Here is a 26,967-nt window from a genome sequence, read left to right on the forward strand (position 1 = left end):
GGGACAGGCCCCTGCGATTCCTTGCGGATTCTCCAGAGTGTATTCCGAGTGATTCTCCCGAAGGGAAAATTGTATCGAGGAAAGCTGCGACTCTGTCGCAATAAAGAAGAACCGAATCTAAAAAGAACGTGCATTTTTGGCAAAATAGAAAATCTTGAAGTATTAGGACCCGACCTTTTAACCGCATGAGCCAGATATTCCAAAGACAATCCACCGATTCCATATTAGAAAAGGCCTTGGACGGAGAAAGAATCTCTCCCCAAGAAGCCTTGGAATTGTACGAGCATGGGGACCATCTCAAGATCATGGCGACAGCAAGGGCCCTGAGGGAAAAAATTCTCCCTCATACTCATGCAAGCTACACCATGTTTCGGGTCGTGAACTACACGAATTATTGCAATGTAGAATGTAACTTCTGCTCCTTCATGGATGAGATCGGAAACGGTAAGGGTTACGTACTCTCCAAGGAAGAAATCTTGGAGAAGATGGATTATGCGGTCTCCGAAGGCGCGGACCAGATGTTCCTACAAGGTGGGGTCTATCCGGATCTTCCTTTCGACTATTATCTGGATGTGATCTCTTCGGTAAAAAGTAAGTATCCAGATATGCATATACGTGCCTTCTCTCCTGTGGAAATCATCAGCTTGGAAAAGATCACGGGCAAACCTTTGTCGGAGGTACTACAAATTCTTAAGTCCGTAGGGTTGGATTCGGTTCCGGGAGCGGGCGCGGAGATTCTTACGGACAGAATGCGCAATATCATCTCTCCTAAAAAAGCAACCACGGAAGAATGGGTGAGAGCCATGGAGACCTGCCACGAAGCGGGGCTTTTGGGTAGCGCCAATATCGTTTTCGGATCGGAAGAAACCAAGGAAGAGGTGATCGAACACTTGACCGTAGTTCGCAATTTACAGGACAGAACAGGCGGGTTTCTTTCCTTTATCCCTTGGACCTTCCAACCTCAGACCAAGAGATTCAAGGTGAGAGCGGTTCCTACTACGGAATATTTGAAAGTATTAGGAATTTGTAGGATCTTCCTGGACAATATCAAACATATTGAAACCTCCGTCATGGTCCTCGGAAAAGGGGTGGGGCAACTCGCATTGTTTAGCGGTGCGGACGATATCTCTTCCGTTGTGATCGAGGAGAATGTGCTTCGTTCCTTCGGGCTCAAAACCGAGAAAGAAGCCGTCAAATTCCTGAAGGAAGGGGGATTCATTCCCAAGAGAAGGGATTTGCTTTATAATTACGAAAAATACGAAGGCAGGGAACTGTCGGCGGTCTAAGACTTCGACCGGAATTTTTTAGGCGGTCGTCCTTCCGTCTCCACCGGACAGGAAATATATAGATCAGAGGGAACTCGAATGAGGAAATCCAAAACCACTAAAATTCTTTTCTTTACGGGAGCGGCGTTTTGCATTCTTCTCCTGGCAAATTGTTTCGGTAGTCATAAAGAACGCGTGCATATGGATACCGGAGTGAACGTTAAGGTTCTCGGCCCTCATAAATACCAATTCATAGGACTCGGAAAAGCTTCCGTCTCATCCGTCGAAGACAACGACGTCTTCAAGATGAAAAAGACTTCCTGCGAGGCCGCAAAATTACAGATCACCCAAAAGCTGGACGAGTTGGAAGCGGACCAAAAGCATAGACTCTTTTTTCTGGAACAGAAAGAGCAGAAGTATTTCGGAGACGGAGAATACTGCGAACTTACTTATATATACGAACTTCCCCCTGCCAAGAAGGGGAAGGATCCTGCCTAGGACTCCATTTAGTCGCCTCGACGATGGAAACCCTGTTTCTTCCCGAGGCCTTGGAATGGTAAAGACCCGAATCGATCGATTGGTATAAATCGTCGAAATTCAGATCCTCGTCGGGAGAAAGCATGGTAGCTCCTATCGAAACGGTGATGGACACCGGCGTTCCTTCCGGAGTGGAATAGGAAAGAGTCTGATTCTCGACTCCCTTACGAAGAGATTCGCATAGCATCTTGAGTCCCTTGCTATCCACCGAATCCAAAAGAACGCAAAATTCGTCCCCTCCGATTCTGGCACAGATATCCGTGGAGCGGACCCTGGATTTCATGACAGCCGCCAAGGTTTGCAAGGACTCGTCTCCCGCCATATGTCCGTACTTATCGTTGATCTCTTTTAGATGATCCAGATCCAGGATAATTAGACCCATATGGAATCGATGGCGTTTAGCACGTTTTTTGAATATATCGAATTGCTCTATCAGAAATCTACGATTGTACAGATCTGTGAGATCGTCCAGATTGGAGATCATACGGATCTGTAGATTTTTGGCCTGCAATCGGAGAACCGCTCGGGAGAGCTTATTTTTATCCCTGTAGTCCATGGTTCTCCAGTAGTTCATGACCACGTTCCCGAAGGTTCCTACGACTAGATAGGTGAGAAGAATGGGAAATTCCTGGAAAGCCTCTACCGGAGAGTCCCCTATATAACAGATCCCGAAGAATAATAGACAAAAGGCGAGATTGGTAGCGACTGCAGTCGTGGTAGTCAACCAAAGTAGCAGATTCATGCTGAGTAGAATGGCGGACGCTTGGTGAAGATAAACATCGTAATGGAGTCTATCGAAATAAAGAAAAGGAAAGAAGGAGATGAGAAGTGTGGAGGAGGTCCAAACCTTATAGAACTCCAGTTTTTTAGGAACCCAGTCCTTTTTACGGGCATGTCTCCAGAGAAAAACAAGAGAGAGAAGAACGATGGTGATCCTGCTCGCCTGCAGGAAAGGAAGATAATTTCCATTCGTCCGGGAATCGGGAAGAAAGTAGGCGATAAGGCTGATCAGAATACAAAAGGAATAATGGGCGACGAGGGACTGACGAATCTCGCTCCAATTCGTTTCTAAAAATCCTATAGGATACTTATTAAAGAAGATCCGCTTAGATAGAAGCTGGATTCTTCGGTCGATACCGGGGAACCATTTTAACATTCGATTTCATTTCCGCATGGAAGGGACCCATGCAGGAAACCTCCATCATAAGACCACGCTGCGAGCATAACGTGTCTAAGAGCAAGAAAGATTCCGAAGCAAAGCAAAAAATTTCCGGCCGAAGATTGTCTTCTTTGTCAGAACGAAGACAATCTTGCATTATAAGATTGGAATTCTAATTACTTAAAGGGTGGCGATCTTACGAGGGTTCTTAGTAAGAACTTCGGGTATGGGCAATCCCACTCCTCCCAGGGAGCGGACTTGTTTTCCGTTGATATAGAGACGGATTCCTTTCAGATCCAGATTCTCCAAAAGGCTATAGCAGATCTGATCCACTCTATCCTTGAGTAATTCAGGGCCCGCGCCTCCTTCGAATTCTCCTCCCAAGGACAATTTTAGGACTCCATTCTCCACGGAATATTCTTTGGAGTATTCCATGCGGACGGGAAGAGCGTTCAAGACTCCTTGGCTCTTCTCTTCTTCCGAAGGTCCCTTGGTCAATTCTTTCAGGATGAATTGCACCTTGTCCCCGGACCCATGTTTGCGTTTCACCTGCACGAGTCTAGAATGACTCTTGTTTCCTTTTCCATAGAATTTTAGGAAGTAGAGTTTTACTTCACCGGGATCGTGGCGAAGCGTTTGATTGGAAGATTTAGGAATTCTATTCTCCGTTACCGGATTCTCCACCACAGGAATAATCAGTTCTTCCGGATCGGAGGAATCGTTTTGGTTCCATTCTTCCGGTACCGAGTTTCCCCCGTTTTGCATGAGTTCCGCTATGATTTCATCTTCTGCGGCATCCACGATCTGTTCGTGAGTTTGTTTTCCCTGAGAATTCGGGGCCAGAGGTTGGTTCTTACCGATCGTGTTGAATCTGGAAAAGAAAGAGGAAGATTCGGGACTTCCGGGCGAAGAATTGCCGGAACCGGTGGCCTTATCGAAGAGTAGGAGTACGAAAAGGGTCCCGGTCAGAATATATACAAGAGATTTGAGTTTATCCGATTCGGGCACATTTTGATTTTCGGAAGTTTCCCGAGAGGTCCCTCCATTTTTCCGGACGGAAACCGGATTAAAAAACGGAATCCAGATCGGAAAGTTTGGCCAGGACTACTTCCCAATCGGGGATTTCTCCCTCGGGGGCATGGCCAAAAGCGCAGAATGCAAAAGGGGATCCGTTCTTGCGGGCAGCCTCGTGGTCCGAATTTCTGTCTCCTATCATGAGAAGTTCGTCCGGTTCCAAAGAGAGGTCTTTCAGATATTTTGCCACCAGGTCGGCTTTCGTATTTAGGCCCTGGTTATCCAGGACCAGGATGGAATCGAATAAGGAGAGAATCCCGGAGACTTCGAAAATGGTTTCGATATAAGGTCTTCGGCCGTTGGAGGCTGCAAGAATCAGATAACCTTTTTTCTTTAAAGAGGAGACGGTCTCGTAAACGTTCGGGTAGAATTCTCCCTTACCTGACTTGATTTTGGAAACCAAGAGTTCCAAGACGGAGTCGGAGATTTGGTCCCTTTCGGATTCCTTCAATTGGGGGACCAGATTCAGGAAGATGGTTTTGACCGGTTTGCCGATTTCCAACATGATTCTATCCCGATCCGGGATCTGGATCGGTGTGCCTGAAATTTCGGAGAATCTGCGGATCGCTTCCGCATAGGTTTCTAAGATGATTCCTTCGGAGGAGAATAGGGTTCCATCCACGTCGAAGGCGAGAGCGCGGATGCGTTTCGGGTTCCAGTCCATGGGAAATGTCAGTCTTCCCTCTACCTAATTCGAGGCATCCCTTTTTTGCTTCGCTTGCTTTTCCTCGGCTGGAGACAATCATGGGAAAAGGTATCTTAAGATGGGAGAATCGGGAGAAAACCGGACGGTCCTAGGAATCTTATCTCCGGAAGAATCTAGAAAAGAATTGGTATCCGCAACCGTTTGGTCGGATTACAAAAGCCAATTGCAACATAGGGTTCGGTCCGAGGATCTATATAAATATTTCAATCTTACGGATTCCGAAAAAGAAGGAATCCAAGAAACCGTTCGTCTGAATGTGGGCGCCACTCCCTATTACCTTTCTCTTTCCGATCCGAACGATCCGGAATGCCCTATCCGAAAGATGATCGTTCCTAGAAGAGAAGAGTCCTTCTTCTCTCCCGAAGAAGCTTCCGACCCATTACACGAAGAAGGTCTCTCTCACGTAAAGGGACTCACTCATATGTATCCGGATCGCGCACTTCTATTCTCCAATCATGAATGTTCCGTGTATTGCAGACATTGCATGAGAGGGAGAAAGGTCTCCGATAGTTCCGAGAGAATGGAGACCGCCGACCTGGAAAGATGTTTCGAATACTTGCGCAATCATACCGAAATTTCCGATGTGGTCGTGTCCGGAGGAGATCCTCTGAATCTTTCCGATTCCAAGCTGGATTGGATTCTGGAGAATCTGGAAAAGATCTCTCATATCAAGATCTGCCGTCTCGGGACCAGGAATCCTGTCACCCTTCCTATGAGAGTCCATTCGGAGCTATGTAGGGTCATAGAATCCCATAATACAGATCGTTTATCTATTTTTTGTAATACTCAATTCAATCATGAAAAAGAATGCACGCCCGAGGCCAAGGAAGCGATTCTAAAATTGCTGAAGGCAGGGGTGAGCGTGGGAAACCAATGCGTGATCCTAAAAGGAATCAACGACGATGGAGAATCCATGCTTAGATTGCACCGGAAACTTTTGGAGATGAGGGTTCGAGCTTATTATATGTACGACCCGGAACTCATTCCCGGATCCAGAGGCTTTAGGACTCCTCTTGCCAAAGGGATCGAGATCGTGGAATACATGAGAGGTAAAATTGCAGGAATGGGAATTCCGCAATTTGTGAACGATCTTCCGGGAGGGGGAGGAAAGATTACGCTCGGTCCGAATTGGTATCTGGGCTTTCATAAAGAAACCCGCAACCATGTATTTCGCTCCGCCGTCCGAGGGACCTACCATTTGAGTCCGGAACCTGTAGGTAGTACCTACGACGATTTCTATCCGATTCTTCCCGAATTGGATTGGGAAAGAATTCAGAAGAATGCCTACTCCAGTTCACGGGGGCTTCCTCCCATCCAAAGAGGAGAAGAATGAACACTCATTCCAAAGTCAGCGTGTTCCTCGTGGCCGATATCCATTCCGAAGATCTGAATCCTAGGCTTGTTCAAGAATGGGAAGGAAGACCTTCCGTCCAAAAGATCGCGGAGGTCCTGGAAGAATCCGGGGAGAATGTGGAAATCCTGGAATCTCCGTCGAAGGTACTACAAAAAATCTCCGAGTATTCCGCTCTGGTTCCCGAAGAGAGGCCTGTCCTATTCCATCTAGTGGAAGGATTTCTTTCCCGGAACAGAGAAGCATTATTACCCGCACTCGCGGAATATTTCGGATTTCCTCATACGGGATCCGATGCTTATGCGCAAGCCCTGAGCCTGGACAAACACGCCTCCAAACTCTGGGCCCAATCGATAGGAGTTCCTACCGCCTCCTGGGGAATTTGGGAGAGAGATGTAGTACCTTCTACTCTTCCAAAAGAAAAGCAGGAGATATCTCATTCTCAGGACGGCTTCTTAGGACACCGCTTGCCTATGGAGTCTGAATTCCCGGTTTTCTGGAAGCCTCGCTATGAGGGATCGAGCCTGGGGATAGGAGAGGAGAATCGAATCACGGACTCTTCTTCTCTTGCAACTTTTCTTTCTACAAAAGTAAAATCGCATTCTTCTTGGATTTGGGAATCCTATTTACCCGGAGAAGAATGGACTCTGGCCGGGATCGGTTCTTCCGCGGAGGGTTATGAGACTAGTTCCGTGGCCCGAATCGGGCTCGAGCGTTCGGAAGAATCCGTCTATGGGGAAAAAACCAAAACCAAGGCCTCCATGCCGGAGGTACTACATTTCGATCTGGATCCGGAGAGGGAGAATCGGATACGTAGATTCTCGGAGGAATGTTGCCGTAGTATAGGAACCTCCGGTGCGGTTCGTTTGGACTGGAAGGCGGACGAGAAAGGGAATCCGAATTTCCTGGAGTGGAATCTGACCCCGGGGCTTTCTGCGTATTACAGTACTTATCCGATCTGCTACTCCAGAAGTATAGGGACCTATTCCGAATTAATGAACCGACTCTTGAAAATCGCTCGGGAAGAATTCCGGACCGATCGCTTCGCATATACAAAATTAATGAGAGAGGCTTTTTCGCTTCGAGTATGAAATCGTTTCGACAAGAATTGATCGACCAAGTTTCCGAACATCCCGTTCTCACCTCCAATCGATGGTTGGAGGAAAAAGAGGAACAAATGACTCGGGAAGACCTTCTTCTTTGGCTCCGTCAGGAGTATTTCGTTTCCGTCGCCTTTGTAGAATGGTTTTTGAATACGGCGGCCATCTCCGATTCGGTTTCCTCCAAAATCGTACTCGTCCAGAATATCTGGGAAGAATTAGGAGAAGGTAAAGAAGAAGACGCTCATGTATCGATCCTCAGGAAATTCCTGAAGGATATGGGAGAAACGGTCTCTTCCGAAGATTTACTTCCGGAGACGGGTGCTTATCTTTCCCTTATGCAGAAAATCACCACCACGGATTTCTATTCCGCATTGGGCGCGCTTGGTCCAGCCAACGAATTCCTTCTCAAACTGGAATATTCTAGAATGTATCGTTCCTATTCGGAACTCAAATCCAAGATTCCTCTTCCGGAGGGAAAATTCTTCCAAGTGAATCTGGAAGCGGACGAATCCCATGCGGAGAAAATGTTTCGTTTGATCGAATCTGTGGCCACCGATTCGGATAAGATGGAGCGAGTAAGGGAAGGGAATCGCCTGGCTCTGGACGCTAGACTCGTATTCTACGAGGGCCTACAAAGAATTTCCGGTCCTGTCCCTCTCTGATTTATAGATAGGATTCGAAAATCCGGAAAGAAAGACTTGGAGTTATCTGGTTTTCCAGAATTTCAGAAGACTCATGACTAGGATTCCTAGCAAGGGAACCAAGGGCAGATAGAGTAGGGGGGAAAGATATCTCCAACCTTTTAAGGAATGGGAAAGCTTTCGGACCGCGAAGAACCCCGGAAATCTTTGCTGCTCTAGGATATATTGCACATTGCCTTGGACTAAATTCTTGTCCAAGCTCGGGTGGATCTTTTTTAATTCTTCTTCGGAGAGGTTGCGAAAGCTGCGAAATTCTACTTCCGGATCCAGGCATCGTTTCTTTAGACCTTCCGCGAGTCCGGAGCAAAAACTGCAATCTCCGTCGAAGAAAAAAATATTAAGGCTCATTAGGAAACCGTTTCGATTTCCTTTTTAGATTCCAGATCCACGGGAAGGTTTCTTAAAAAATCGCAGACCAGAGGAATTTCCGAATCCTTAAGACCGATCCAGAAATAGATCCATATCCCTTCCTTCTGTAATCCGCTACATTCCTTGGTGTACCATTTCGAGATTGTATTCTCTGCCCTGGCTCTCCAGAAAAGTTTAGGGGCCTTGGCAAGCATCTCGTCCCAGATATCTCTTCCCACTCCTTCTCCCCTTGCAATTTCGTTCACCGCGAATTTGGAAAGGAAGGTTCCCCAAGGAGTGTCTTGCAGTAGAGCGCATCCTTTGTATTCGGATTCTAGGACGATTCCGGAAAATTTTTGGTTCCAGAATCCTTCCTTTAAATCCCTCCGAAAAGAATCTTCGATGAGATCGTTGAGTCTATTTTTATCGATTCCTTGGAAATCGGAATGGTATTCGATCCTATTCTTTTTGCGGACGAGGGTTCCGCTTCCTTTGATCGTGAATAATTCCTTAAGAAGTCCCGGCGCCGATGTGATTGCGATCTGCAAATTCGGATCTTCTATCGTCTTGAAGATCCCTTTGCATTCTTGGAAAAGTTTTTCGTCCTCTTCTTCCAGGATTTCCGGAGATTCGAAATCCAGAATGGAGATCTTCTTATTCTCCTTAGAATACAATCCTCCTTTTCCGTTCAAAAGGATGAGCTTCTTGGTCTTCAGTTCCTTGCAAAGATTCGCTAGATAAGGATAAATTTCCGAGCCGCTTTGATCTGTTACGAAAACCGGGATTTTATTTTCCTTTAAGGAAGAAAGAACGGAATCCATCGCTTGGCTCGGGTTACGAAACCACTTGGCGGGAAGGTTTCTGGATCCGGGAAGCGTGCTGCCTTCTTCCAAGGAGTCCTTGACCGAGTCCAAGCTGACCTTGGAGGCGGGAGATCGATAGAATAGGTTAGCGTAGGAGACTCCGTCCTTTTCTAAGACCACCACCGGAAATAACTGCAGTCTCTGGAGAAGTTTGAGATTATAAAGAAATGCCTCTGCGGATTCGGTGAGGGTCTCGGATCCCGCATGAATGATTGCAAACTTTTCCGGTTCCAAGGACCGGAAAAGTTTTAGGAACTGGACGCTGTCCTTGGAATTCTCGGTGACTTCGAGTAACTTAAGTAGGATCTCCTGGGGATTCATCTCTTCCCGGAGTCTTAAGTCAGTCGATCCTATAAGCAACCAATTTTCCTTTTAGTTTCGCAATCGTAACGGATTGCTCCTTGTCCGACTTGAGTTTCAAGTATCCCAAAAGGGAAGGATCTCCTGCTACCAGACTTACATATGTGCCGGAGAATTTAGACTTCAGAGCTTCTCCCCAAGCGGAATAGAGTTCGGAGACGGATTCCCTGTCTCCGATTCTGATTCCGTAAGGAGGGTTGGTTACGATTTTACCGGAAGTAAAGGCGAAATCTTCCGGAGGATTTTCCGCAGGAAAGGTTCCGAAACGGATGAGATCGGCGACCCCCGCTTCCTTCGCATTCTTTTTGGCGAGATCCACCGCTTCTTCGGAAACGTCCGAACCGAAAAGAAGGATACCTTCTTTGGATTCGATATCCTTGGCTTTGCAAGGCCCGAAGAGTCGAGTGAAAATGGTGGAACGGGAAAGGCTTTTATAATTGATCCAGCCTCCGTTTCTCATTCTCAACGCTGCCTCGATCAAAAGAGTTCCAGAACCGCAGAACGGGTCGTATAGGGATTCTCCCGGTTTCCATCCGGAAAAGCGAAGTAAGGCCTGGGCTAGAGTTTCACGGAGGGGAGCTTCTCCTCCTTCTCTCTCGTGCCCTCTTCTTTGCAGCGGTTGGGGATGCAATGCCAGGAATAATTTAACCTGGTCCATCCGGGAGCGAATATAGAATAAGATCTCGGGTTCTTCCCTGTCCGCTTCCGGCAACTCCAAACCTTTGGCGCGGAATCTATCGAAGATCGCATCCTTCAGTCTATAAGTCGCATAACGTGAATCGGGGAGATTGTCCTTCGTGGTCGCGTCGATTCTGAATTTCATCCCGGGAGAAAGAAGTTTTTCGAAAGGATACATGGCTGCGACCTCGTAGAGATCGTCCGGTCCTTGGATATCGTTCCAGGAAGAAAGTTCGAAACTGATCCCGGAAGAGATTCCTGAACTCAAGCAGAAATCCCTTACTTTTTTGGCCGGACCTCTGAAGAATACTCCGCCTCTGTTCTCGGAAACGAGTTCCAGGCCCGCGTCCTCCACTTCTTCCTTAAGAAGAAATGCGAGTCCGTCTCCGCAGGAGGCGTGGTAGGTGAGCGCCTCCGGACGATCGAATTCGCTTAACGATAACTTGGCGGATTGCCAACCGGCGCGAATTCCTTCATGATGAGAATCCTCGTCGAATCCGGAACGAAGTCCTCCTCTGCGTCCCTCGTTTTGAGATTGGGAGTGAAAAGGTTTTTGGAAATCGGAGCCTTTATCCTTGGAGAAAGAACCTCTTCCCCCTCTCGGGCCTCTTCCTTCTCCTCGAGAGAAGGAATCTTTTTCTTTACGGAAACCGCCTTCTCCTCTTTGAAAATCGGAAGAAGAGAATGGCTTTCTATCTCCTCTTTCTTTGCGATCTCCGAAAGGCTTTTTACCTTCTCGGTCCGATCTGGGAGAATAGGGTCTACGATTGCCGTCGGAGGAGGATCTTCCTCCTTCTCTCTCGCCCCTGGATGAATAGGGCCTACGATTTCCTTCGGACGAGGATTCGTCTCTGCGTGAGTATGGTTTTCTGTTACCATCGGAGGAAGACTCGTCTCTGCGAGAATAGGGCCTACGATTTCCTTCTGAGGAAGACTCGTCTCTGCGAGAATAGGGCCTACGATTTCCTTCCGAGGAAGACTCGTCTCTGCGAGAATAGGGCCTACGATTTCCTTCCGAGGAAGATTCGTCTCTGCGAGAATAGGGTTTGCGATTTCCTTCGGACGAGGATTCGTCTCTGCGTGAGTATGGTTTTCTGTTACCATCGGAGGAGGATCTTCCACCTTCTCTCTCGCCCCTGGAAGAATACGGTTTACGATTGCCTTCGGAAGGATAAGGGCGTCTATCTCCCTCTTCTCGGAAGGGTCTCTTGGAATTTCCTTCGGAGCGTCCTTGTCTTCTGCCTCCGGATCTTTCGGAGTCTCTGGAATTACCGAAGGGTCTTGGGCCTCTTTCTTCTCCGGAGCGGAACGGCTTTTTGGAAGGGCCTCTATCCGAACTCCTACCTTCCTCTCTTTCTCGTCTAGGTTTGCGATCCCCGTCTCCTTCCTTGGAACGGAAAGGACGATCTGCTCCTTCTTCGGAGCCTTTGGGTCTATGCGGTTTTTTGAATGCCGGGCCGGATTTACCGGGCCCCTTTCTTCCTCTCTCGGAAGAAGGGGACTTTTTTCTATCGGGTTTTTTGGGGTTCAAGTCTTACGAAATCTGTTGGGCCAAATAGTTTTGGACGCCTATGGTTCTGATGATCTCTATCTGGGCCTCGAGCCAGTCGATATGCTCCTCCTCGGAAACGAGGATCTTCTCGAGCAATTCACGGGTGCCGTTGTCTTTATTCTTAGTTGCGATTTCAATTCCTCGGTTTAGACGTTGCACGGCGTCATATTCTACGTCTAAATCGTTTTTAAGGATACTTTCGATATCCTTGCCTACATTGATCTTCATGTATCTTTGAAGATCGGGTACTCCGTCCAGAAAAAGAATGCGCTCTATGATTTGGTCCGCGTGATTCATTTCTTCAATGGATTCTTTCTTCATGTAGCTTGCGAGCTTCTCGTAACCCCAGTTTTTATTCAGCTTTGCATGAATAAAATACTGATTGATTGCGGTGAGCTCGGCGGAGAGCACTTCCGCTAAGATATCGAGGACTTCTTGGTTTCCTTTCACGTTCGTTTCTCCTACCGCAGATCAATATAAACCGAAGCCGCTATTTTGAAAAGCCCGTTTCCAAAATTCGGACCATTAGACTTTTGTTTTTGAGTTTGCCCCAGACAAGGATCGGGAATCCTAGTAGGAAATGAACTCGGTCTTTCTGTTAGATTCGCATTTGAGTAAATTCGGAAGGACTGATTCCGATTATCAATCGCTCTCCTATGAGACTGCGAATCATTTACTTAAGAGAAACCCGGGATTCAAGCCGGAATTCTTAATCTTCGCCTCCATGGCCCCGGAGCGTTATACGGGAGAGATTTTTCTACCCGCAAAGATCAAAGAGGATCTGGGACTTCCTTCTCTCTTCGCAGTTCGCTCGGAAACCGCATCTTCCAGCGGGGCCTCCGCTCTGCATTTGGCGAGATTTCTATTGCTATCCGGAAAATTCGCAAGGGGACTCGTAATCGCGACGGAGGTTATGAGTCGCTTGCCTAGAGAAGAAAACAATCTACTCTTAGGTTCCGTTTTATCCGAACGACAAAAGGCGTTTGCCATGTCCATGGCCCAAGGAGGCGCCTTGAGCGCTACGCGATATCTGAAGGATTTCGGATATACCAGAAAGGAACTATTTCATTTATCAAAAAAATTGCATGATAACGGAAGAGAGAATCCGATCGCACATATTCAAAAAAACTTAAGCGAGGAGGAGTATTTCTCCTCTCCCATGTTCTCCAGTCCTCTTTGTCTTTACGATATTTCTCCTCTCTCCGACGGATCCTGCGCCATTCTTCTGGAAACGGACAAAGGCCGTCTCCCTAAGGATCGGAGAAAAATCTCCGTCTTAGGAACGGGCCACGGGCTCGGACAGGTGAACGGGGTTCCGGGCGGACTCAGTTTTTTCGCTTCTAGGGAGGCTTTCTCCGCAGCTTATAAGGAATCCGGTAAAAACCCGAAGGATATCCAGGTCGCGGAATTACACGACGCGTTTACGATTTTCGAAATCGTAGCCTCCGAGGATGCGGGTCTCTTTCCGGAAGGCAAGGCTCTCGGAGCTGTCTCGGAAGGAATCACGGATAAATTGGGACGTCTTCCTATCAATCCTTCGGGAGGTCTAAAGACAAGAGGCCATCCGGTGGGAGTATCCGGGCTCGCACAAATCGCGGAGCTATTCCATTATTTACAAAAGAATGATAAACATACCGCACTTTCCCTTTCTATAGGAGGATTGGGAGTAAATAATTTTGCGACGATTCTCGGGGCCGAGGACTAAATGAAAGAGAATATTCTTCTCATACAAACCGCATTTTTAGGGGACCTCATTCTCACGACTCCTCTTTTTAGGGAAATCAAGAAGAAGTTCCCGGATTCTAAACTCACTGTGGTAGTGAATAAAGGAACCGAATCCGTTTTGGAAGCGAATCCATGGATAGACGAGATCCTTCCCTTGGACAAGAAAGTGATCAAGGCGTCCTTCTTCGGATTCTGGAACTTCTGCCAAGAATTAAGAAAACGTAAATTTACTCTCTGCATCAGTCCCCATTTTTCTTTTCGTTCCTCCATCATGGCCTGGAGAAGCGGAGCCAAAAGAAGGATCGGATACAAGACTGCAGGATTCTCCTTTCTGTTGAACGAAAGAAAACCTAGGCTTTTACGGGGCCCCCACGAGGTGGAAAAACTCCTCTCTCTTATTTACACGAAAGAAGAATACGAGAAGGCCCCCAAACGTCCGGAGTTGTATTGGAAGCCTGAGTCTGTGGGAGGAATCCGATCGGAACTGGATAGATACGGCTTGCAGAAAGGAAAATACGTCCTAGTTTCCCCATCTTCCGTTTGGGAGACCAAGAGACTGCCGGGAGATAAATTCCGAAAAGTTGCCTCCGCACTCGCGGAGAAGACCGGATACAAGATCGTTCTCACCGGAGGCAAAGGGGATATACAACTTTGCGAAGAGGTTGGAGCCGGATTCGGAATCAATTTGGCGGGCAAGACGAGTCTTCCGGAAATGAGTTACCTGATGAGCGGCGCGGCATTGCTCGTCACAAACGATTCTTCTCCTATCCATTTCGCATCGGCGTTCAATGTTCCTACGCTCGCTGCCTTCGGTGCGACGATCCCGGCATTCGGCTATACCCCACTCGCGGAGAAGGTATTTATCTCGGAAGTGTCCGGACTAGACTGTCGTCCTTGCGGAATCCACGGGGGTAGGGTTTGTCCCCAGGGGCATTTTCGTTGCATGTTGGATCAGGATACGGATCGTATGGTGGAAGAAGGAATTCGTCTAATCAAAGGGTGAGCATGGAACTAAGCATATTTCGAACCAGAATCCGTAATGTCCAAAACCTTCTCAAAGAGTCGGAAGTTCTTCTCGTTTTTGCCGCTCCGCAAAGAATCCGAAACAGGGACGTGGAGTATAAATTTCGCCAGGACTCCGATTATTATTATCTCACCGGAGTGGAAGAAGAGGACGGAATTCTTGTGCTCCGTAGGGATTACTCGGCTCATTTCGCTCTTCCTAAGGATAAAGAAAGGGAGATCTGGACGGGAATCCGTCTCGGAAAATCGGAGATCCAAAATCGGTTAGGTCTGGACGAAAGCTACGATCTGGGAGAATGGGACGCAAAGATTCCAGGGGTTCTCACGAACCAATTCACACTCTATCATTTCTTCGGAAAAGACAGGGAGAGAGATTCCAAACTGCTGGATCTGATCTCGAATCTAAACGCTAGGCTAAGAGAAGGAAAATTCGGACCACAACGTTGGGAGATTCCGAACTTTCTGCATGAGATGAGAATGTTCAAATCTCCGGAAGAGATCCAAAAATTGCAGGAGTCTTCCCGGATCACTGCATTGGGTCACGAAAGACTTTTTAGGGAAACCAGGGTGGGGATGTTCGAATTCGAGTTGGAGTCCATTCTTGAATCCGAATATTTGAAACACGGCGCTTGGGGGGGAGGCTACGGACATATAGTCGCCTCCGGAAAGAACGCGACCATTCTTCATTACACGAGTAACCGTGCCAAAATCGGAGAGAACGAAGCGATCCTGGTGGATAGCGGCGCGGAAAAGGATTATTACACGGCGGACGTTACACGCGTTTTCCCTTCCGGAAAAAAATTCACTTCTGAGCAAAGGACGATCTATCAATTGGTTCTGGATGTTCAGAAAAAGGCGATCGCCGACACCAAGGCGGGAACCGAATTCAACGCCGTACATGAGAAAACCGTAAAGAATCTCACGCAAGGACTTTTGGATCTGGGGTTATTGACCGGAAGCTTGGATTCAGTAATCGAGAAGGGAGAATTCCGCAAATTCTATATGCATCGAACCGGTCACTACCTGGGCATGGACGTTCATGATGTGGGACGATATTTCGAGAATGGAAAAAGTAAACCCATGCAAAACGGACTCGTGGTTACCGTAGAACCGGGGCTTTATTTCGATCCTACGGACGAGACGATTCCTTCCGGATTCCGTGGAATCGGGGTCCGAATCGAAGACGACGTATTGGTCCAAGGTGATACACCTTTGGTTCTCACTTCCATGATTCCTAAGGAAGTGGATGAGATCGAAGCCCAACGCGGTTGATCTGCAAAATACGATTCTTATTTCCTATCTGAATCGGAATTCCGTTTCCAGAACAGTAAAATAGAATTTTTTATATTCTATTTAGATTTCTGAAGCATTCGGATTAAGTCTCCAAACTCTATTTCTTATTTCGAATAACGGAAATAAGGCGAATTATTTGCAAAAAAATGCATATAGTTTTTGATTCCATCTTGCCGCCCATTCGTTCAGTTGGAAATCCCTCTCCATTATCGGAGGTAATATGAAATTAGATCAGGCCATATTGGCCAAAGTTCGAGAAGGAATCATCCAAGTGGATTGGAGAATTCCTTTGGATCTGGAAAGGGCATGGAGGGACGGCATCCTGGAGTTCGGGGATCCCAAGGATCTTGTCCGATATTTGGTAAAGGAATTCAAGGAGAGGAAGAGAAGGGGGAATCTTCCTAACTATGAATTTCCTAAAGTGGGAGGAGGGGATTCCAGAAAAAGAATTAGAGTCTATTATTCCGACTATTGGGAAGCGGAATGTTATGCCAACGGTTTTGAATTGGCGACGAGTCGATTTCTTTCCGCAGTTCTGGATTTCGAATGGAAGTCGGGAAGGTTCCGGTCCCTAGGAGAGAAGGGCGCTCTTTTAAAAGCGAGGAGCTCCAACGAAAAGGTCAAAGACTTCCCCGTGCAAAAGGGAAGTCTTTTGGGAAAGATGGCTTAGTTCTCCGCCAGGTAGGAACGGATCGCCTCTTTCATTACCGCGAGGCCGATGGGAAGGGAGGCCTCGTCCAAATCGAACTTGGAACTGTGGTGAGGATTCACGAATCCTTTTTCCTCGTTCATGGAGCCTATAAAAAAGTAACAACCCGGCACTCTCATAAGGAAGGCGGAGAAATCCTCTCCTCCCATGGTCTTTGCATGTTCTTCCGTCACGGATCCCGGACCGAGTATCGTTTCCGAGGCTCTGCGAACTAAATCGGCCATGCCAGGATGATTGATGGTCGGAGCGTTCGTTCTTTCATATTGAATCACAGCTTTGGCTCCGAAAGCGCTCGCAGTATTTTCCACTACTCTGCGGAAAAGTTCCGGGGCCTTATCGAACATTTCCTTGGTGAAAGTTCGGATCGTACCTTTTAGTTCCGCCGTCTCGGAAATCACGTTAAACGCATGCCCTGCATGGAAGGCTCCTACGGTAACCACGCAGGAATCCAAAGGATCCGTATTTCTGGAGACGATACTTTGCAAGGCCGTGACGATATGAGAGCCGACTAGGATGGGATCCACAGTGTGCTGGGGCATAGCGCCGTGACCGCTCACACCCTGGACGGTGATTTGGAATTCGTCCGCTGCTGCCATCATGGGACCGTCCACCACTCCGATTTTTCCGACGGGAATATGATTCCAGACATGGAGTCCGAGCGCCGCGGATACATCGTATTTCTCTAATATTCCTTCCTCTATCATTTTGTCTGCGCCTTGTCCTCCTTCTTCCGCCGGTTGGAATACCAACAACACTCTTCCTTTGGGGATAATGGAAGCGATATCCTCCTTCAATTCGGAGGCAAGGCCCATAAGTACCGAGGTATGCGCGTCGTGTCCGCAAGCGTGCATGACTCCGGAATGAACGGAAATATAATCGGTAGTGTTTTCTTCCAGGATGGGAAGAGCGTCCATATCGGCTCGGACGAGTAGGGTCTTTCCCGGTTTTCCGGAATCGATCAGGCAAGCGATTCCGGTTTTTGCGATTCCTCCCTGGAATTCGTATCCGAGAGAAGTGAGATGTCGGCTTACATATTCCGCAGTACCGACTTCCTCGTATTTCAGTTCCGGATGTTTATGAATGAATCTGCGGTAGCGTACTAATTCTTCGGTTCTTTGAGGGGATACTGTTTTCATAGGCGGTTATAAGGATGGTCTACCCCCGAATCGGTTTTTAGTCCTCCCTTTTTTATAAGTAAACGGCACTTCTATCGCTCTTTCCTTAGGGTCCTGCTTTTCTATCGTTTTAAAAAATATTTTCCAAACAATAGAGAAGAACGGATGTACGATTTGTTTTTCTATAAGAAGCGGCCGATATATATGAACTCCAAGAGGAAAATTCTAGGATTCGCGACGATATGGATTCTTTCCGTCTTCGTACTTCCTTTCTGCAAGCGAGAGGGGAATTCTGGCATTCTTCCAATTCTTCCTTCCTCCGTTCCTGGGACAACCTGTCTTCCCGGCAGAGTTCCACCCTGCCTTAAACTCACGGAGATCGTTAGCGGATTAAACTCACCCGTATTCGTAGTTTCTCCCACAGGAGATATTCATAGACAATTCGTTGTGGAGCAGAATGGGAAGATCAGGTTGATCTTAGACGGCGTTCTGCAATCCGATCCTTTCTTGGACTTAGGAACGGAAGGCAGTGACCTTGTGTATTTCTCCGGAGAAAGAGGGCTTTTGGGGTTAGCGTTGCACCCGAATTATAATGCAAACGGAAGGTTTTGGGTGAATTACTCTCGCAAATCGGACGGAGCAACGGTCGTCTCTGAATACGCTCGTTCATCGGGAAATCCTAATTTAGCGAATTCTACCTCCGTTGGAATCGTATTCACCGTGGACCAACCTTTCTCTAATCATAACGGAGGCATGTTGGCTTTCGGTCCGGACGGATATTTGTATATAGGTATGGGAGACGGGGGAGGAAGCGGAGATCCGAATAATTACGCTCAGAATTTGGAGTCCGCGTTGGGTAAAATTCTTCGTATCGATGTGGATACTTATCCTAGTCCTGCGCCGGGAAATAGAGCCGTAAGCGGTTTGGAAAATCCGCATGTATGGGACTGGGGATTTCGCAATCCTTGGAGATTCAGTTTCGATAGAAGCACGGGGAATTTATACATAGCGGACGTGGGCCAGGCGGGATACGAAGAGTTGGATATAGAGCTCTCCGGACAAGGATTGAAGAATTACGGATGGAGGATCACCGAAGGCAACCATTGTTATAATCCGAGTTTAGGATGCAATACTACTGGACTCACTCTTCCCAAGTTAGAATACGATCATTCGGTGGGAACCTGTATCACCGGAGGATATGTGTATAGGGGATCCGGTCTTCCCGAATTAACGGGAAGGTATTTTTATGCGGATTTTATAGCGGGTAAGGTCTGGTCCTTAGTATTCTCCGGAGGAAACGTACAGGATATCCTGGAGCATACGGGCGAGATCGGAGGAAGTTTGAATATCTCTTCCTTCGGTGAGGATGCGAACGGGGAGATATACGTTGTGGACTACGGAGGAAAAATCTTTAGGATCGAGGAGCAATAAGATCTCCCGAACCTGGATATAGATTCTGAAATCTTAAAGCGTTCTGTCGTATTCGTCGAGTTCTCTTTTCCAGACCTGGGTTCCGCAATAATGGTCCCCTTCCGGGCAATACGGCTTCACGTCTCCTTGGAGTCGGATCCAGCAAGGAGCCTTGATCCATTTTGCGATTTCAGGATGCACTTTTTGGAGATCCGTGAGTTCGTTTACGGAAGCCTGGAAAATTTCTTCCTGAGCGTTATAGCAGGTTCTCGCCCTCCATTTATGGTGGAGGTTCAATAGATCCCCGCTTTCGTAGAAACGGACCGGGAAAGCGTTCGGAAGAAGGTAGGACGCATATTCCGGACTGCCGCCTTCTTCGATAAAGCGGTTCAGGTGCTTGAATATCCCGTCCATCTTGGTTCTATACGTTTCTTCTAATTGAGAATATTTTAATACTACTTTAGGAACGATATAGTCGGGCATTCCGGTGTATTGGGTCATAAGGACCGGTCGGGAACCGGGGACCATTCTATGCCTTTGGTCTTGGCTGTCCGCGCTATGGGAAATCCTTTTCTTGAAGGAATAATGCACATTGAACATGGATCTTGCGATCGGACTCATAGTCGTTTCGTTCAGGGTGGAGGTGAGATGCTTGTTCTTGGAAGGATCCAGGACGAGACGGATCGCGTCCTCGTCGCTCAAAGAGGACTTAGAGATTCCCAAAACGGAACGAACCGAAGAGGCAAGCACTTCCGAACCGTTGGAAGAATAGGAGACCAGACGAGAATATCGATTGTCCAGGTCTTCGTCGAATTCTCTTACGAAATTTTTGGCAGATTCCGGGCGATATTCCAGGCTTCCGTCTTTATAAAACTCGGTGAAGAATCTGTATTCAGCGGTTTCTTCCAGAGGAATCGGATCGTCCATCTCCTCCACATACAAAGGATCCGCTTCCCGGACCTTTTCGATCATTGCCTCCACGACAATTCTCTGTTCTTCGGGTACGTCGAAGGAATTCATCAAACGATGGTAACGGTGGAGAGTGAGTCCGTTTACGGAATGATACAGATAAGTGTAAGTTCCGAGAGGGAGAAGATATCTTGCGACCTCTAGGCATTTTTTCTTAATCGGTTGCTGCCATTTTTCCGGATAGCTGGCTCTCGCCTTGTACACCAAGAAATACTCATCCTGGATGAAAGGATGCAAAAGCTCCACGAATTCGAAATATGCGTTAGACGCATATTCGACCGCTTCCAGATATGATTCTCTTTGCTTTCCGGAGAGGGAAGAAGGAACGTAATAATTCTCCTTCTTGACCTCCACGTATCTTTGGCTGACCTGCTCCGAGTTATAATAGGGGTGGGAATGCAGAAAAGACCAAACGAATTGTCTGGAAACTTTGTCCAGGGTAAAGATAAAATGAGGGTGTTGTCTAGTGGTGAGGTGGCCCGCTTTCTTGGTGGATTTGGCTACCTTGTCTCGGATCTCCAGGGATTTTTCCGTCTTTACCATATCTTCCGGAAGGAGGATCCCTTTAGAAGAATAGCAGGTCCTGGCCGAAGCGATCGCCAAATTGAAAGGCTCTCTCGTGGCGTCTATAAGTTCGATAATCGGTTTCTGGCTTTCCATGGGACTACAATGCTACTCCGGAGGCACTAGGTTGGAATCGGACCGAAAAGGGAAAAGCGTTTTTCCGACATAATCAGGATCTTATGTCTCATAAGATCCTGACCCTGAGTTCCCAAACGCCCGGAATTTCAATAGAATTCTGACAAGTTTGCAGTTTTTCTTTTGTTTTTAAGAAGAAGGCATTCTAACTTGTCTGCAATTTATTTGCCGACCGCTTTATTCTTTAGTCCCCCTCATCCTACCGGAAATCTTAGGAAAAGGAATTTCGGATCATATTTTGAATTCGCTTGGAGCGGATTCGAAATCGAAAAGTAATTTAAAAAAATAGAATGGATGGATATATGAGCGGATTCGGAAAGAAGAACGGGAAGAGTTCTCGGAGAGGCGGGAGGATTTTGCTATTTCAGATTCTTCTCTCTATATTCTTTCTTTCCTGTTTAATGTTACTGCTAACCGGAGACGATCCTTGCGGGGAACCTTGTCCTACAAAGGGAGTTCCTAGTTTTGCAATCTGGCCGGTTTCCCAGCCGATTTCCGGTTCCTCATGCGTATTAGGGAACGATTGTATCGATTATCTCCAGGCGGAGAATCCCGAAATGCAGAAAGATCTTTGCAGGGTAGCAGGAGGGAATTTCCTGGAAAATTCTCTTTGTGCCACCGGCTCCATGCTTGCAGTCTGTAAGATCGTCGGCACGCAAAGCTATAATTCCGATATCCGTTATTATTTTTCCTCCGGTTGGAATCTAAGCTCTGCCGAATCGAATTGTGAAACGAATTGGAAGGGAAGTTTTACAACTCTATGAATAGAATTCCTTCTAATCTCGGCGGATCTAGAATTTTCGCACCCGGCATCCTATTTATTATTCTTTTCTTATTCGGACTTTGGAGCCGACCTCTAGGAACCTGCGAGTCTTGCGAACTGATTCCGTTTCCGGATGCATTCTTTTTATGGAAAGAAGGCCAGGATGCCTCGGTAAGAAAAACATTCTCCTGCCAAACCGACTCTTCGGCTTCTTGCTACGAAGTATACCGAGGGCTCGTATTCGATCCGGATATCTTTTGTTCGCTGTATTTTGGAGACGGGGTCTTGGTTTCTTCCTGTCCGGAGATTAGAATCGGAGTCTGTAATTTTTCCTCCACCTTGACCCAAAAGATCTACCAAACGTCAGGGAGTATAACCTGGGATTCGAGTAGCGCCCAAGCGGACTGCACTTCCTTAGGGGGATTCTTCCAATAGGGGGAGGAGTTCCTACCCACCAGGAGGGCCTCGGGTCTTGAAGATCGAATTATGTCGCATGAAATAGGATTTCGGAGAAGAATATAGGCTTTCTACTGAGCTCCGGGATTTTTTGCTTGCGTTTAGTTACAAATAATATAAAATGTAAATTGTAACTAAACGGAGGAATCCAGATGAAAATGAGAAGATTAGGAGCCGATGGGCCCACAGTTTCCGAGCTCGCATTGGGTTGTATGGGAATGTCCGATTTCTACGGATCCAAGGAGACCCGAGATAGAGGGGAGGCGATTGCGACCATCCATGCCGCCTTGGACTCAGGCATCAATTTACTGAATACGGGAGATTTTTACGGGATAGGTCATAACGAACTTCTGATTTCCGAAGCCTTGAAGACTCGGAAAGACAAGCCTTTGATCAGCGTGAAATTCGGAGCCCTTAGGACTCCCCAGGGCGGATTTATCGGATACGACGCGAGGCCCGCTTCTGTGAAGAATTTCGCCGCCTATTCTCTTACTAGACTTGGAGCGGATGTGATCGATATATACCAACCTTCTCGCGTGGATCCGTCCGTCCCTATAGAAGAGACGGTCGGCGCCATCAAGGAGCTGATCCAGGAAGGGAAAGTGAGATATTTAGGAATGTCGGAAGCTTCTCCTGAAAATCTAAGACGCGCTCATAAGGTGCATCCGGTTACCGCTTTGGAAATCGAATATTCTTTGGCAACTAGAGTCTTGGAAAGAGAGCTCTTGCAGACCTGTAGGGAATTGGGGATAGGAATCGTTGCCTATGGAGTAGTAGGGAGAGGACTTCTGACCGGAAAGATAGAGAGTATGCTTGGTACTTCCGATTTTAGATCCAATTCTCCCAGGTTCCAAGGAAAAAACCTTGAAGCGAATCTGCAGCGTGTGAGTGTGCTGGAAGAGCTTGCTAAGAAGAAGGGCTGCACTACCGCGCAACTCGCCATAGCTTGGGTTCTGCATCAAGGACAAGATATCGTTCCTCTGATCGGTTCCACAAGAAGGGCTAGTCTGGCGGAAAATTTGGAAGCGCAGTCCGTTCGACTGAGTCCGGAAGAATTAAAAATCTTGAATGAATCCTTCCCCGAAGGAGCCTTTCATGGTGATAGATATCCGGCTCATGGGATGCAGCTCGTAGTAAAATGAGCAATGCCTAAGACCGGTCTAACACCGAAAGAATTACAGCAAAAAGCGCTCGATGCCGCCGAAGAAGAAATTCGTAAAAACGGGGTCGAGCGTCTGAAACTTACCGACGTGGCCAGAGAATTAAATCTAAGCCATGCGGCTCTTTACAAACATTTTTCCGATAAGGAAGCTCTTCTGGATTCCGTATCTAGTCGTTGGCTGGATCGTATCGATACCGCTTTGGAGAATGTGACTTCTCTAGAAGGATCTCCCGAAGCTCGTCTTACTGAATGGTTTTTGACACTCCATAGATTGAAGAGGGAAAAGATTCTCGCGGATCCTAAGATTTATTCCGCATTCAATATGTCCGCGGAAAAGACGAGACCTTTCGTGCAGAAGCATATCCGTACCATGTATTCCCAATTACAAAGGATGGTGGAGGAGGGGATCCGGTCCGGAACATTTTTCTGCAATACTCCCGAAGAAGGAGCGAGGATCTTATTCGAAGGAACCGCGGCGTTCCATCACCCTCGCTTGGTATTCGAAAATATCCAGGAAGAGAGAGAAGGGTTTCTTCTCTCCTTGATTCGTAACCTTCTCTCCGGCTTAAAAGCCAAATAGAGTCTTGCGGACTCGAAGAGTTTTATAAAATTAGAATTTAATAAATCCTATTTTCTGGATTTTTTAGATCCCGATTTTACTTTTTTGGTTTTGGGCGTTTCCTCTTCTTCCGATTCTTCGGAATTCCAGGAGATCTCCTCGGTCTCTTTGTGGGAATCGAAATGGAAAATCGCTCTTTCCTGGGCCCTCGAAGCCTGGAACTCAGCTTCTAATTTCTTTTTACGTAATTGCTTTCTTCTTTCCTGATCTTGGTAGAGATTCAGTAGGTATTCCATCACGATAGGAAGGAGCACCCTAGATAGAACCGTCGCCACTATGACCCCGAAGATCACCACTGTAGCCAAAGGTCTTTGCACTTCCGCTCCCGCCATCGTGGAAATCGCCATCGGAATGAATCCCACCGCCGCTATGATTTCGGTGGTCATTACGGGTCTTAGGGAATGGAGCCCCGCGAGTATTACCGCCTCGGATACTGCCACTCCTTTTTCCAATTCTTCCTTCAGAGTGGAGGCGTAGACCACACCGTTCAATACCGCAATACCGCTCACTGCGATGAATCCTACTCCCGCTGGGATACTGAATGGAAGACCCCGTATGACGAGTCCTATGATTCCTCCTGCCACCGCGAGCGGAACCACGATGAACACTCCCGCTGCGTAATAGATATTTCCGAAGGCGGCTATGAGCATTACGAAGATGATCGCAAGAGCGATCGGAACCACGAGTAGCAGCCTATTTTTGGCTCGTGTGAAGTTCTCGAATTGTCCTCCCCAATCCGTTCTGTATCCTTCCGGGAGATTTTTCTCCAGATCGGCGGTGACTTTTTGGGCCTCATTCACGAATCCCACCAAGTCTCTTCCTCTCACGTTGGTTTCCACCATGATCCTACGCTTTAAGGATTCGCGATATATGGCCGCCGGTCCTTCCACGAATTCTATGGAGGCGACTTGTCCCAGAGGTATGGTGACCCCTCCGGAGGTCATGACGGGTATATTTTCCAATTTATCCAAATCGGATACGTCCAACTGGAGTCGCACTACCAGATCGAATCTCTTGAAACCTTCGAAAACTTTTCCGGCACGTCTACCGATACGTAAGGATTCCACCGTGGTAAGAATCTCTTCGGCTTCTACTCCGTAACGCGCCATCTTCTGTCTATCCGCTTTGATCTCTATGAGAGGAAGTCCTAATACTCTTTGCACTCGTAGATCCGCCGCTCCAGGAACCTTGCGGATCTTATCCGCGAATTGAGCCGCGGTATCCTTGAGCGTTTTTAAATCGTCTCCGTAGATCTTAATCACCACGTCCGCCTTGGATCCCGAAAGTAGTGCGTTCACGCGGTTCTCGATCGGCTGAGAAAGGGAAATCGTACTGGAAGGAACGGATTTTAAGATCGCTTCCTTCATCTTATCCATGAGTTCGTCTCGGGAAGAGGCACTCGTCCATTCTTTGGCGGGAACGAGCTTCACCATGGATTCTCCCTCTTCCGTTCCGATCGGCTCCGCCGCCGATTCTCCCCGTCCCATCTTGCTTACTACGCTTTTGACTTCCGGAAACTTGGAGAGCACCTTTTCGATTTCCGTATTCGTCTCTCTGGAATAATTCACCGACGTGGAAGGAAGTCGCTTTATGTCGATGGCGAATTCTCCCTCGTCGATCCTGGGAAGGAATTCGGACCCTAAAGTGGAACCTAATATTAAAGAAAGTGCAAATACTCCGACGCCCGCTCTTAGGAAAAGTTTCTTGTTCCCCATACCGAACGCCAGGAGTTCCTGGTATTTCTCGGAGGCTATATCCCAGAATTTGCTATGATGAAATACGGGCTGTTGGAAAAGTATGCTCGCCGCTGCGGGGAAGGTGGTGAGGGCGAAAAGAAGAGCCATCGCCAAGGAGATGGTGACCGTGATCGCCATCGGTTTGAACATTCTTCCTTCCACGCCTTCGAGGGACATTAGGGGCAGATATACGAGTAGGATGATCCCAACGGAGAATGCCGCGGCTCTTCCCACTCGAAGGCAGGACTCCGTGATGATTTCCTCCGCCGCGAGCTTCCTATCTTCCTGCGAATTCTGTAATTCGTAGAATGATTTTTTCAGGATGAATCCATGCAAAACGGATTCCAGCATCACGATGGTTCCGTCCACAAGGAGTCCGAAGTCCAAGGCTCCTAAGGACATCAAATTTCCCACGATACCGAACATTCTCATGAAAATGGTCGCCGCAAGCATAGGAATCGGGATGGATAAGCTTACGAGTAACGCTCCCTTAACGGTTCCTAGAGCGAGAATGAGAACGATGATGACTAAGACCGCAGCCTCTGCCAGGTTCGTGAAAATGGTTCCTAACGTTCGTCCGATGAATTCCGAACGATCGTAGAATGTCACGATTTGCATTCCTTCGGGCAGTCGACCTCGTAAGACTTCTATCTTTGCCTTCACGAGCTTTACCACTTCTAGAGAGTTCTGTCCCATGAGCATCATCGCGGTGGCTCCCACGACTTCTCCCTTGGCGTCCTTGGTCATGAGTCCGAATCGGAGAGCCGGTCCGGTTTCCACGGTCGCGATCTGCCCTAAGAGAAGAGGAACTCCGTCTCTCTCCGTCTTTACGGCTACGTTACGTATCTCTTCTACGGTTTTGAATTGGCTTTCTCCCCGGATCACGATCTGTTCGGAGCCTTTGGAGATATATCCTCCACCGGTGTTCTGGTTCGCGGATTCCAATTTTTCGCAAAGTTGGGAAAGCGTAATATTATGAACCGCTAATCTTTGGGGATCGATTTTGATCTGGTATTGTCTGGATTCTCCGCCTATGATGTTTACGTCGATGATCCCTTCCGTAGACTTGATTTCCCTCGCGAGTTCCCACTCTAGATAGGTTCTGAGTTCCTCCGGCGAATGTCTATCGCTCGTGAGCACGAATTCGTAGATATCCCCTAAACCGGTCGCGATAGGGGAGAGCTCCGGAGAACCGTAGCCCTTGGGAATCACGGCTTCAGCGGCTCTCAACCTTTCGTTGATGAGCTGTCTTGCGAAATAAATATCCGTCCCGTCCTTGAAGATGGCGGTCACGCTACTCACTCCCGTACGGGAAATGGAACGGATCTCCGTCACATTCGGAACTCCGGTCAATTCCATCTCTATCGGATAAGTGATGAATTGTTCCACCTCTATGGGAGAGAGTCCCGGAGATTGGGTAACCACCGAAACTTGAACGTTCGTAATATCCGGGATGGCGTCTATGGAAAGTTGATACGCATTATATAGTCCGACGATACTGATCCCCGCGGTGAGGATGAGTACTAAGTATCTATTCTTAATCGAGAGTCGTATCAGTTTATCAATCATGTAACGGTTCCGGGCGGGGATA

At 47.6% G+C, this 26,967-nt stretch carries 24 protein-coding genes; 14 read left to right on the forward strand and 10 right to left on the reverse strand.

Annotated elements, in window-relative coordinates; all coding sequences use genetic code 11:
- The first annotated feature begins 185 nt into the window (after positions 1-185).
- Together mqnC and LEP1GSC061_RS05765 are read left to right on the forward strand one after the other, a co-directional pair.
- On the forward strand, positions 186-1,286 hold the full coding sequence (gene mqnC / locus LEP1GSC061_RS05760; protein WP_016544626.1) for a cyclic dehypoxanthinyl futalosine synthase: 1,101 nt from the start codon (positions 186-188) through the stop codon (positions 1,284-1,286).
- Between the two features lie 78 nt (positions 1,287-1,364).
- Positions 1,365-1,763 carry an LIC11299 family lipoprotein gene (locus LEP1GSC061_RS05765; protein WP_040508091.1) on the forward strand — a complete coding sequence of 133 codons (399 nt, stop codon included), beginning with the start codon at positions 1,365-1,367 and terminating at the stop codon, positions 1,761-1,763.
- On the opposite strand, the gene LEP1GSC061_RS05770 is transcribed toward LEP1GSC061_RS05765, so the two are convergent.
- The 3 genes from LEP1GSC061_RS05770 to LEP1GSC061_RS05780 all read right to left on the reverse strand — a co-directional run bounded on the left by LEP1GSC061_RS05770 (position 1,711) and on the right by LEP1GSC061_RS05780 (position 4,699).
- The gene (locus LEP1GSC061_RS05770; protein WP_016544718.1) at positions 1,711-2,958 is read right to left on the reverse strand and encodes a GGDEF domain-containing protein; all 1,248 of its coding nucleotides are present in this window, start codon (positions 2,956-2,958) and stop codon (positions 1,711-1,713) included. The genes LEP1GSC061_RS05765 and LEP1GSC061_RS05770 overlap by 53 nt on opposite strands.
- A gap of 183 nt (positions 2,959-3,141) precedes the next feature.
- Positions 3,142-3,969, reverse strand: a complete 828-nt coding sequence (locus LEP1GSC061_RS05775) for a GerMN domain-containing protein (RefSeq protein WP_016545012.1) — start codon at positions 3,967-3,969, stop codon at positions 3,142-3,144.
- 58 nt (positions 3,970-4,027) lie between these two features.
- The gene (locus LEP1GSC061_RS05780) at positions 4,028-4,699 is read right to left on the reverse strand and encodes an HAD family hydrolase (RefSeq protein ID WP_016545037.1); all 672 of its coding nucleotides are present in this window, start codon (positions 4,697-4,699) and stop codon (positions 4,028-4,030) included.
- Between the two features lie 100 nt (positions 4,700-4,799).
- Here LEP1GSC061_RS05780 and LEP1GSC061_RS05785 point away from each other — a divergent pair, with 100 nt between their 5' ends.
- From LEP1GSC061_RS05785 to LEP1GSC061_RS05795, 3 genes are read left to right on the forward strand one after another with little or no spacing between them, the layout of a single operon-like run.
- Positions 4,800-6,074 (forward strand): KamA family radical SAM protein, encoded by a 1,275-nt coding sequence (locus LEP1GSC061_RS05785; RefSeq protein WP_016544286.1) that lies wholly within the window; start codon positions 4,800-4,802, stop codon positions 6,072-6,074.
- The gene (locus LEP1GSC061_RS05790; RefSeq protein WP_016544410.1) at positions 6,071-7,183 is read left to right on the forward strand and encodes a D-alanine--D-alanine ligase family protein; all 1,113 of its coding nucleotides are present in this window, start codon (positions 6,071-6,073) and stop codon (positions 7,181-7,183) included. Before LEP1GSC061_RS05785 ends, LEP1GSC061_RS05790 begins: the two co-directional genes overlap by 4 nt.
- Positions 7,180-7,857, forward strand: coding sequence for an iron-containing redox enzyme family protein (locus LEP1GSC061_RS05795; protein ID WP_016544202.1), 678 nt, complete (start codon positions 7,180-7,182; stop codon positions 7,855-7,857). Before LEP1GSC061_RS05790 ends, LEP1GSC061_RS05795 begins: the two co-directional genes overlap by 4 nt.
- A gap of 42 nt (positions 7,858-7,899) precedes the next feature.
- On the opposite strand, the gene LEP1GSC061_RS05800 is transcribed toward LEP1GSC061_RS05795, so the two are convergent.
- The 4 genes from LEP1GSC061_RS05800 to bfr all read right to left on the reverse strand — a co-directional run bounded on the left by LEP1GSC061_RS05800 (position 7,900) and on the right by bfr (position 12,147).
- Positions 7,900-8,244: a DCC1-like thiol-disulfide oxidoreductase family protein gene (locus LEP1GSC061_RS05800; RefSeq protein WP_016544542.1), complete on the reverse strand. Its 345-nt coding sequence runs from the start codon at positions 8,242-8,244 to the stop codon at positions 7,900-7,902.
- Positions 8,244-9,428, reverse strand: coding sequence for an acetylglutamate kinase (locus LEP1GSC061_RS05805; protein WP_040508092.1), 1,185 nt, complete (start codon positions 9,426-9,428; stop codon positions 8,244-8,246). The genes LEP1GSC061_RS05800 and LEP1GSC061_RS05805 overlap by 1 nt, the downstream gene beginning before the upstream one ends.
- Positions 9,429-9,447: 19 nt before the next feature.
- Entirely contained in the window at positions 9,448-10,500 is a 1,053-nt protein-coding gene (locus LEP1GSC061_RS22090; protein WP_084680477.1) for a THUMP domain-containing class I SAM-dependent RNA methyltransferase, read from the reverse strand.
- Between the two features lie 1,179 nt (positions 10,501-11,679).
- Complete coding sequence (gene bfr, locus LEP1GSC061_RS05815) at positions 11,680-12,147, reverse strand: bacterioferritin (RefSeq protein ID WP_016544862.1); 468 nt, start codon at positions 12,145-12,147, stop codon at positions 11,680-11,682.
- 130 nt (positions 12,148-12,277) lie between these two features.
- Here bfr and LEP1GSC061_RS05820 point away from each other — a divergent pair, with 130 nt between their 5' ends.
- From LEP1GSC061_RS05820 to LEP1GSC061_RS05835, 4 genes are all read left to right on the forward strand, one after another.
- Positions 12,278-13,402, forward strand: coding sequence for a thiolase family protein (locus LEP1GSC061_RS05820; protein ID WP_016544722.1), 1,125 nt, complete (start codon positions 12,278-12,280; stop codon positions 13,400-13,402).
- On the forward strand, positions 13,403-14,425 hold the full coding sequence (locus LEP1GSC061_RS05825; RefSeq protein ID WP_016544951.1) for a glycosyltransferase family 9 protein: 1,023 nt from the start codon (positions 13,403-13,405) through the stop codon (positions 14,423-14,425).
- A gap of 2 nt (positions 14,426-14,427) precedes the next feature.
- Positions 14,428-15,717 carry an aminopeptidase P N-terminal domain-containing protein gene (locus tag LEP1GSC061_RS05830; RefSeq protein WP_016545038.1) on the forward strand — a complete coding sequence of 430 codons (1,290 nt, stop codon included), beginning with the start codon at positions 14,428-14,430 and terminating at the stop codon, positions 15,715-15,717.
- Between the two features lie 241 nt (positions 15,718-15,958).
- Positions 15,959-16,408: a hypothetical protein gene (locus LEP1GSC061_RS05835; protein ID WP_016544618.1), complete on the forward strand. Its 450-nt coding sequence runs from the start codon at positions 15,959-15,961 to the stop codon at positions 16,406-16,408.
- Here the strand turns inward: LEP1GSC061_RS05835 and LEP1GSC061_RS05840 are convergent.
- Complete coding sequence (locus LEP1GSC061_RS05840) at positions 16,405-17,583, reverse strand: M20 metallopeptidase family protein (protein ID WP_016544339.1); 1,179 nt, start codon at positions 17,581-17,583, stop codon at positions 16,405-16,407. The genes LEP1GSC061_RS05835 and LEP1GSC061_RS05840 overlap by 4 nt on opposite strands.
- Positions 17,584-17,766: 183 nt before the next feature.
- Between LEP1GSC061_RS05840 and LEP1GSC061_RS05845 the strand changes: the two genes are divergently transcribed.
- The gene (locus LEP1GSC061_RS05845) at positions 17,767-18,993 is read left to right on the forward strand and encodes a PQQ-dependent sugar dehydrogenase (protein WP_084680478.1); all 1,227 of its coding nucleotides are present in this window, start codon (positions 17,767-17,769) and stop codon (positions 18,991-18,993) included.
- 33 nt (positions 18,994-19,026) lie between these two features.
- Here the strand turns inward: LEP1GSC061_RS05845 and LEP1GSC061_RS05850 are convergent, their stop codons facing one another.
- Positions 19,027-20,601 (reverse strand): FAD-dependent thymidylate synthase, encoded by a 1,575-nt coding sequence (locus tag LEP1GSC061_RS05850; RefSeq protein WP_016544807.1) that lies wholly within the window; start codon positions 20,599-20,601, stop codon positions 19,027-19,029.
- Positions 20,602-20,996: 395 nt separating this feature from the next.
- Between LEP1GSC061_RS05850 and LEP1GSC061_RS05855 the strand changes: the two genes are divergently transcribed.
- The 4 genes from LEP1GSC061_RS05855 to LEP1GSC061_RS05870 all read left to right on the forward strand — a co-directional run bounded on the left by LEP1GSC061_RS05855 (position 20,997) and on the right by LEP1GSC061_RS05870 (position 23,601).
- Positions 20,997-21,404: a hypothetical protein gene (locus LEP1GSC061_RS05855; protein WP_156844503.1), complete on the forward strand. Its 408-nt coding sequence runs from the start codon at positions 20,997-20,999 to the stop codon at positions 21,402-21,404.
- The gene (locus tag LEP1GSC061_RS05860; protein ID WP_016544428.1) at positions 21,401-21,838 is read left to right on the forward strand and encodes a hypothetical protein; all 438 of its coding nucleotides are present in this window, start codon (positions 21,401-21,403) and stop codon (positions 21,836-21,838) included. Before LEP1GSC061_RS05855 ends, LEP1GSC061_RS05860 begins: the two co-directional genes overlap by 4 nt.
- A 173-nt stretch (positions 21,839-22,011) precedes the next feature.
- Positions 22,012-23,001, forward strand: coding sequence for an aldo/keto reductase (locus LEP1GSC061_RS05865; protein ID WP_016544725.1), 990 nt, complete (start codon positions 22,012-22,014; stop codon positions 22,999-23,001).
- 3 nt (positions 23,002-23,004) lie between these two features.
- Entirely contained in the window at positions 23,005-23,601 is a 597-nt protein-coding gene (locus LEP1GSC061_RS05870) for a TetR/AcrR family transcriptional regulator (RefSeq protein WP_016544624.1), read from the forward strand.
- 47 nt (positions 23,602-23,648) lie between these two features.
- Here LEP1GSC061_RS05870 and LEP1GSC061_RS05875 read toward each other — a convergent pair whose 3' ends face one another.
- The gene (locus LEP1GSC061_RS05875; RefSeq protein ID WP_016545001.1) at positions 23,649-26,945 is read right to left on the reverse strand and encodes an efflux RND transporter permease subunit; all 3,297 of its coding nucleotides are present in this window, start codon (positions 26,943-26,945) and stop codon (positions 23,649-23,651) included.
- Between the last annotated feature and the right edge of the window lie 22 nt (positions 26,946-26,967).

Origin of the sequence: Leptospira wolffii serovar Khorat str. Khorat-H2 (genome assembly GCF_000306115.2) — a bacterium.
Classification (GTDB): domain Bacteria; phylum Spirochaetota; class Leptospiria; order Leptospirales; family Leptospiraceae; genus Leptospira_B; species Leptospira_B wolffii.